The following is an 8,165-nucleotide window of genomic DNA, read 5'->3' as shown; positions in this document are numbered from 1 at the left end:
AAAACCTGACCCAAAAAAACTGACACCGAATAACAAAACGCCAAACGATAGCGATGTCTTTACTCGCTGGAACCCTTATCAGAGGTCAATTACTGAGCGGTTTTTGGTGATCGCACTACCAGCGTGTCCACACCCAACGCGTGCAGCTCATTGCGCTTTTTATTCATTTCCAACCGATCATCAAACGGCCCCACTCTCAAACGATAATACTTATCCCCTTTCCAAGTAAGCGCGGTCAAGGTCAGATCCTGCCCTTTGGCCGCCAGCCGCGCCCGTTCTCTTTCCGCACGTTGTCGTGTGCGAAAGGTGCCGGCCTGAATGTAATGCGGGACGGACAAGGCCACCGAAATCGGCTCCGCCAACACCACCACTTCGGTTTTCGCCAGGCCCTCATAAAAGGTATAAGCGGGTTCGGTCTCCATGGGTGAAAAGCTTGTCGTTAAACTTTCAACCACCAGCCTCCGGGAAGTAGCCGCCTCGTCGTCGCTTGAAGCCCCGGAACCGACTTCGGATGCCGGGTCGGCCTCGACTGAGTTTTCGGCTGCGGTATCCAGACTCGTCGATTGCGCTTCACCAGCTTCGTCAACCTCATCGGTTTGCGCTTGAGAGGACAGCTGCGAACCCGTCGTTTTTCCGTCAAGAGACTCATCGGAAGCGCTGACCGACTTCACCCCGTGCTGGGCAAAATGCTGCACCACGAAAAAACCGCCAAACAACACCGCCGACAACAGCAATGCCAAGCCCCAAACCCAGCGTGACGAAGGCTCCGAAACATTGGCATCCATCTCTTTAGCAGGCGGCGCGTCCAGTTGCGACTTACGCTGATACGGTTGACGCTTCTGAATGTGACCGTGTCGATAATCACGGGTCGGTTGTTTCATTTTGGCTGCACTCCCAAACCCACATTCATCGTCAGTCGTTGCGGTGCCATCCTAATCACATTTTTTCCGGTGCGGACACACCCAATAACGCCAAACCGTTTCGTAGCACCTGGCGCACCGCCAGAATCAACGTCAAACGCGCGTTGCGGATGTCCGCTGCTTCGACGATAAACGGCGTGGCGTTGTAATAAGAATGCAACCCGTGCGCCAATTCTTTCAAATAATAGGCGATTTGATGCGGTTCATAAACCAGAGCCGCACGCCCGATAATTTCTGGATACTTCGCCAATTGCGTCGCCAAATCCGCTTCGGCTTCCGAGGTCAATTGCGCTAAATTGGCCAGGCCTGCGGCTGAGTCATACATGTAACCGCGTTCTTCGGAGGAGGCCATGACCTGACAAATGCGCGCGTGGGCGTACTGAATGTAATACACCGGATTGTCATTCGATTGCGACTTGGCTAAATCCAAATCGAAATCCATATGCTGTTCCGATTTACGCTGCACATAGAAGAAACGGGCCGCATCCGACCCCACCTCGTCGCGCAGTTCGCGCAAAGTCACGAACTGACCGGAACGCGTCGACATCGCTAACTTCTCACCGCCGCGATATAAAATCGCAAATTGCACTAACAAGACTTCCAGTGCGTCCGGATTGGTGTCCAGCGCTTGCATGGCCGCTTTGACTCGCGGCACATAACCGTGATGATCCGCGCCCCAAATATCAATCAACACCTCAAACCCGCGTTCCAGCTTATTGAAGTGATAAGCGATGTCGGATGCGAAGTAGGTTTTCAGCCCGTTTTCGCGCACCACCACACGGTCTTTTTCGTCGCCGTAATCGGTGGAACGGAACCACAGGGCACCGTTCTGTTCGTAAATCTTACCGGCTTGTTGCAATTTTTCGATGGCGGCGTCAATCACGCCGGAATCCATCAAAGAGCGCTCCGAAAACCAGTTATCGAACTCGACACCGAACTCCGACAAGTCGTCGCGAATATCGCCGAGAATCCGGTTCAACGCCACATCGAACACCGCACGATAATCGTCTTCCCCTAACAAGGTTTTCGCGTTTTGAATCAAGCCGTCAATGTGCTTTTCCTTGTCGCCGTCTTCCGCCGCGCCTTCATCGGCCGACACACCGGCAAACACCTCGGTGGCCGCACGGCGATAACGTTCGCCGTCTGCGTCTTTCACCGTCTGCGCGATTTCATTGATGTAATCGCCCTGGTAACCGTTACTCGGGAAAGTCAGCTCTTCGCCACAGGCTTGCAAATAACGCAACCAAGTGGATGCCGCCAGTATGTCCATTTGACGACCGGCATCATTGACGTAATATTCTTTGGCGACATTGAACCCGGCGACCGCCAGCAAATTCGCCACGCAAGCGCCATAAGCCGCACCGCGACCGTGTCCGACGTGCAAGGGACCGGTTGGGTTGGCGGACACATATTCCACCAGCACCGAACGCCCCTGGCCGACGTTGCAGCGCCCAAAGTCTTCCGCTTGCTGCAACACCGTCTCAACCACATCGAACTTGGCGGCATCCTGCACAAAGAAATTGATAAAGCCAGGCCCGGCAATTTCCACCTTTTCAATCAAATCGGAGGTCGGTAAACGGTCGATAATCATCTGCGCCACCTCTCGCGGCGGCTTGCCCACCTGCTTGGTGAGCATCATCGCCAAGTTGGTCGCAAAATCGCCGTGGGATTTGTCTCGAGTGTTTTCAACCGTTAGGCGGGGTTGAAAATCCGCCTCCAGTACGCCGTCTTGTTTCAACTGCTCAATCACCTGCGACAAAATTTCTGCGACCTGTTGCTTCATGCTTTTTTCATCTCTTTCATTACTTGACGTTTATTTTTGCGTTCTGCAGCGTATTTTACTGTAATCAAAACCACAATCGGAAAATTCATCACCTAGCCAAAATCACAGCCAAACCCCAACCATAGAAACACCAAAACCGACCAGGCCTGGTCGGTTTTGGGTTGGAGTAGGCGGCTGGTTAAAAACGGTTATTTTTTCGCCGTTGTCCGCGTGGTTTTCTTGGCAGGGGCTTTTTTTGCCGGCGCTTTTTTCGCCGCTGGTTTCTTAGCGGTGGTTTTTGAAGCCGTGGTTTTCGCTGCGGCGGTTTTTTTGGCGGGGGCTTTTTTCGCGCCAGCGCGACCGCGTTTTTTCGGTTCCGGTGCTTCCTCTAGACGCTTCTCACACTCTTCCAGCGTCAACGCCATTGCATCTTCATCCTTTTGAATTTTAGCGTTTTTCTTGCTGGACACGTCGGTAATGTAAGGCCCCCAACGACCTTTGAGGATTTTCACATCCGTGCCCTGAAAGACTTTGATGATTTTATCCGCTTCCGCCGCTATTTTCGCCTCCACCAGTACCACCGCCTCTTCCAGCGTAATGCTAAGTGGATCAAAGCCCTTAATTGGCGCGTATTTTTTCGGCCCGTATTCCAGATAGGGCCCGAAAGGGCCTTGTTTGGCAATCAGCATCTGCCCCTTTTCCACCGAAAACACCGTGCCGTCCACCGCTTTGGCCGAGAAGGATTCCGGCATTTCGCCGACTTCTCGCGGCAGCTTGAACAATTCCAACGCCTCTTCCAGCTTTAAGGTATCCATTTTTTGTCCCGGCATCAGGCTGGCAAAGGTCGGTTTTTCGTCGTTCTCGCCATCGCCCAATTGCACATAAGGCCCGAACCGACCGATTTTAACGAACATCGGTTTGCCGGTTTTGGGGTCGGTGCCCAGCGCGCGGGATTGCCCAGCCTCTTCGCGCGACACATCCTCCGCCGCATCGACACGCGGGTGAAACTGCTGGTAAAACTTGGTGAGCATTTCCTGCCAGGATTCTTTGCCCTGCGCGATGGTATCGAATTCCGACTCCACCAACGCGGTGAACTGGTAATCCAGCACATCGCCAAAATGCTTCACCAGAAAGTCGGTGACAATGCCGGCAATGTCCGTTGGGAAGAGTTTGTTTTTCTCGGTGCCGGTGGTTTCGACTAAATCTTCCTCAGTCAAACCTTCCGCCGACAAAGTCAGTTGTCGATAATCGCGTTGACGGCCTTCTCGGTCTTCTTTCACCACATAGCCACGCTGCTGAATGGTGTCAATGGTCGGGGCGTAAGTCGAGGGGCGACCTATGCCCATCTCCTCAAGAGTTCGCACCAAGCTGGCTTCGTTGTAACGCGCCGGCGGGCGTGAAAAACTTTGTCTGGCCGACAATTCACCCAGCTGCAACCTTTGCCCCACCTGCAAAGGCGGCAACTGCCCCTCCTTGGCGTCATCGTCCAGATTGTACACTTTCAAAAACCCGTCAAACGCAATCACTTCGCCTTTGGCGGTCAGCTTCTCATCTGGCAAGGTGGAAATTTCAATATCCACGCTGGTACGCTTCAATTGCGCATCCGACATTTGCGAAGCAATCGCACGGCGCCAAATCAACTGATACAAACGCTGCTCATTGCGTTCTCCCGTCACCTCTTTCACGGAAAAATCGGTCGGTCGAATCGCCTCATGCGCTTCCTGAGCATCGGCATTTTTGGTTTTATAGCGGCGCGGGTTTGCATAGTTGGCACCGTAGTTGCCGGTAATGGTCTGCTGTGCCTTGGCAATCGCCTCTTCCGACAAATTCACCGAGTCGGTACGCATATAAGTGATTTTACCGGACTCGTACAATCGCTGCGCAATCATCATCGTCTGCTTGACGGAAAACCCCAGTTTTGATGAAGCTTCCTGTTGCAAGGTTGACGTGGTGAAGGGGGCTTTCGGCGATTTCTTAGCCGGTTTTTCTTCCAACTGCGCCACCGACAAAGCCGCCTGTTTTACCTGTTCCAGGAAAGCCTTCGCTTCGTCTTCGGTTTTGAACGCCGCGCTGCGCTTGACTTCAACCGTGCCAACCGCCTGTTGCCTGTCGTCCAAAATGGTCAATTCACCCGCAAGACGGTAAACGAAATCCGACTCAAAGGCATCAACTTCGCGTTCGCGTTCCACAATCAAACGCACCGCCACCGACTGCACACGCCCCGCTGACAAACCGGTGCGGATTTTCTTCCACAAAATCGGCGAGAGTTCAAAGCCCACAATCCGATCCAGAATTCGCCGGGCCTGCTGCGCCTCCACCAAGTCCATGTCCACCGTGCGCGGTGCCGCAATTGCTTTTTGAATCGCTGTCTTAGTGATTTCATGAAACACAATGCGTTTGGTGGTTTTGACATCCAGCTTCAAAGCCTCCGCAAGGTGCCAGGCAATCGCCTCCCCCTCACGGTCCTCATCCGTTGCCAGCCAGACAGTTTCCGCATCTTTGGTCAGTTTGCGCAACTCGGTGACGGTTTTTTTCTTATCCGGCGAAATTTCATAATTCGGCAGAAAACCGTTCTCGATGTCAATGCCCATGCCTTTTTTCTGAATGTCGCGAATATGGCCGTAACTGGAGCGCACGGTAAAGCCTTTGCCCAGATACTTTTCAATGGTCTTCGCTTTAGCGGGCGACTCCACGATCACCAAATTTGTCATAATTCTTGTCTCACCTATTTTTCGGTTTGTATGCCCCGTATTTTTTAAAGAGTGCAGAAAAAAACCGGCAATTGCAATCTTTAATTTTTTGAACATCCCTATCGACCAGCGCCTTTTTTTCTGGCGTCTCATCACAAAAGACGGTAAGCTTACGTGCATGTGGGCACCTTATCACCTTGTACATTATGCCGAAAGTTGCCCAAGAATTCGAAAAGCCATTAACGCCCAAACCAAAGCACCCGTTACATGAACACACCCAATCTACTCATTGTCGAAGACGACTTGGTCAGCCAAAAACTTCTGCAAAGCTTCTTGAAAACGGAAGGGTTCAACCTCTTTATGGCCAATGACGGTGAAGAAGCTTCCACGCTGATTCGTCAAAAACCACAGGATTTCTTTCACTGCATCATTTCCGACTATCTCATGCCCAACAAAGACGGCATACAGCTCTTGGAAGAGCTCAAGCAGTGCCCCGAGTACACGCACATTCCCTTTATTCTGCAAACCACCGCCAACAGTGAAGCGGAAATTCAACGCGGCATTAATGCGGGCGCATTCTACTACCTAATCAAACCGATTACCAAAGAAACCTTGATTTCGGTGGTCAATGCCGCGCTAAAAGACTTCCAAAATCATAAAGATATCCTCACCACCCTCAAGGGCATCGACCAAGCTTTTCCGCTGATTACCGAAGCGGAATTTACCCTGCGCACCCTGCACGAAGCCAAGTCGCTGTCCAGTTTTATTGCCCTCTTGAGCACAGACCCCAACAGCATTGGCATCGGCTATTTGGAGCTGCTGGTCAATGCCGTTGAGCACGGCAATCTGGGCATCACCTATGATGAAAAAACCGAACTGATTCGCGACGGTCGCCTCTCCGAAGAAATCCAGCGACGCCTGCAGCAGCCCGAAAATGCCGACAAATTCGTCACTCTGGCGCTGGAACGCCGAGATGACCAACTCAGCGTCACCATCACCGACATGGGGAACGGCTTTGCGTTTGAAGACTATCTGGAGTTCTCGCTGGAACGCGCCATGGACAATCATGGTCGCGGCATTATGATGGCCAATAAACTGAGTTTCGACGAACTCACCTATCTCGACGGCGGCCGTCGCGTCCGCTGCGTCACTCACAAGGTCAAGCCGGTCACCGAGTAAAGGATTGACAGTCCAGTTAACACTCGGCCACTGACGCCTCAGCGCAAACGCCGCCAGCGTCCGGCAGACAAGGCCTCAATCGCACCGCTGAGTTCCAGCATCAGCAATTCGCTCTGCAATTGCGACACCGGCTGTTTGGTTAACACCGCCAGTTCATCCAACCCAATCGGCTCAAATTCGATAAACTGCAACACCCCAGAAACCGTATTATTTTCACTTCCTACCGGACTCGAAAGCGTATCCGAAGCCTCCGAATCCGACTCGCTAAACAGTGACGGCTGCAGAGCGGACTGCAACATCGGCGACAGTTCTTCCAGAATGTCCTGACCGGATTCCACCAGTTTCGCCCCTTGCCGAATCAGCTGATGACACCCTTTCACCTGAGGATTATGAATCGAACCCGGCACCGCAAACACTTCTCGGCCTTGCTCATTCGCGGTGCGCGCCGTAATCAGAGAACCGCTTTTCAAGGCCGCTTCCACCACCAAGGTGCCTAGGCTCAAGCCGGAAATAATGCGATTCCGCTGCGGAAAAAAATGCGCCAGTGGTTGCGTGCCCAAGGGGTATTCCGACACCATGGCACCGGTTTCGGCGATGCGATGGGCGAGTTCCCGATTCGCGGCCGGATACACTCGATCCAACCCAGTCGCCACCACCGCGATGGTCGTGCCTTGCGGCCCGCCCGCTTTGGTTTGCGCTTTCAAAGCGCCTTCATGCGCGGCTTTATCAATGCCGGACGCCAAACCGCTGGTAATGGTCAAACCGACACCCGCCAGATGCTGGGCAAAATCTTCCGCCGTCAGCCGCCCTTGCTTGGACGCATTACGACTGCCGACAATCGCCAACTGCGGGTCGGACAACAACGCCACTTGACCACGCACATACAGCACCGGCGGCGGGTCGGCAATCTGCTTCAATAACGGCGGATAATCATCACTCGCCAGCGTCAGCAAATGCTGATTCGGCTGCTCGGCCCACTCCAGTGCCTGAGCGACCTTTTCCGCCAGGCCTGGGGCAAACAGCAAATCCAACTGCTTCTCTTTCAGCGCCTGAGCCGACCGCCAAGCCGATTGCGGTGCAGCAACCGCCTGTTCCAGACGGCCGAACACCGCTTCAACGTCCGATAACTGCTTGGCGCTGACACGGGCAAAATGCAATGTCAGCCGCGCGGTCAAATCGTCTAATTCAGACATAATCACTTCAATCCGCTATAATTCCAACTCAAAATTTAATTTCAAAAAGTATACCTTGTATTATGGATAAACTCGATATAGTTCTCTATCCGGACGATGGCCTGCGCGATGTCTGCGAACCGATTCCGGAAATGACCGACGCACTCGACAAACTCATTGACGACATGTTCTACACCATGTACGACGCCCCTGGAATCGGTTTGGCCGCGCCCCAGGTGGCGGTTCAGAAACGCCTGATTGTCGTGGACATTTCCGAAACCAAAGACCAGCCCATCGCCCTTTTAAATCCCGAAGTCGTCAAAAGCGCTGGCAAAATCACCTGGGAAGAAGGCTGCCTGTCCTTGCCCAATGTTTACGGCAAAGTCAATCGCCCGTCCGACATACTGGTGCGCGGCCTAAACCGCGATGGCAAGCGGGTCGA

At 53.1% G+C, this 8,165-nt stretch carries 6 protein-coding genes; 2 read left to right on the top strand and 4 right to left on the bottom strand.

All coding sequences use genetic code 11. From position 1 onward, the window contains the following. Positions 1-89 precede the first annotated feature (89 nt). The 3 genes from ACP5D0_RS06960 to topA all read right to left on the bottom strand — a co-directional run bounded on the left by ACP5D0_RS06960 (position 90) and on the right by topA (position 5,393). A complete protein-coding gene (locus tag ACP5D0_RS06960; protein ID WP_472364941.1) occupies positions 90-881 on the bottom strand; it encodes an SPOR domain-containing protein in 792 nt (263 codons plus the stop codon). Between the two features lie 55 nt (positions 882-936). Next, positions 937-2,703, bottom strand: coding sequence for an arginine--tRNA ligase (gene argS, locus ACP5D0_RS06955; RefSeq protein WP_472364940.1), 1,767 nt, complete (start codon positions 2,701-2,703; stop codon positions 937-939). 188 nt (positions 2,704-2,891) lie between these two features. Further along, the gene (topA, locus tag ACP5D0_RS06950; protein ID WP_472364939.1) at positions 2,892-5,393 is read right to left on the bottom strand and encodes a type I DNA topoisomerase; all 2,502 of its coding nucleotides are present in this window, start codon (positions 5,391-5,393) and stop codon (positions 2,892-2,894) included. Positions 5,394-5,639: 246 nt separating this feature from the next. On the opposite strand from topA, the gene ACP5D0_RS06945 reads away from it, so the two are divergent. Then, complete coding sequence (locus tag ACP5D0_RS06945; RefSeq protein ID WP_472364938.1) at positions 5,640-6,551, top strand: response regulator; 912 nt, start codon at positions 5,640-5,642, stop codon at positions 6,549-6,551. Between the two features lie 38 nt (positions 6,552-6,589). On the opposite strand, the gene dprA is transcribed toward ACP5D0_RS06945, so the two are convergent. Next, complete coding sequence (gene dprA / locus ACP5D0_RS06940) at positions 6,590-7,744, bottom strand: DNA-processing protein DprA (RefSeq protein WP_472364937.1); 1,155 nt, start codon at positions 7,742-7,744, stop codon at positions 6,590-6,592. A gap of 62 nt (positions 7,745-7,806) precedes the next feature. Here dprA and def point away from each other — a divergent pair. Then, positions 7,807-8,165: peptide deformylase (def, locus tag ACP5D0_RS06935; RefSeq protein ID WP_472364936.1), on the top strand; the 359-nt coding region annotated here is incomplete at its 3' end.

Source organism: Hydrogenovibrio sp., assembly GCF_049975065.1.
Taxonomy (GTDB): domain Bacteria; phylum Pseudomonadota; class Gammaproteobacteria; order Thiomicrospirales; family Thiomicrospiraceae; genus Hydrogenovibrio.
The sequence above is the reverse complement of the archived record's forward strand: the minus strand, read 5'-3'. Positions and strand labels throughout refer to the sequence as shown.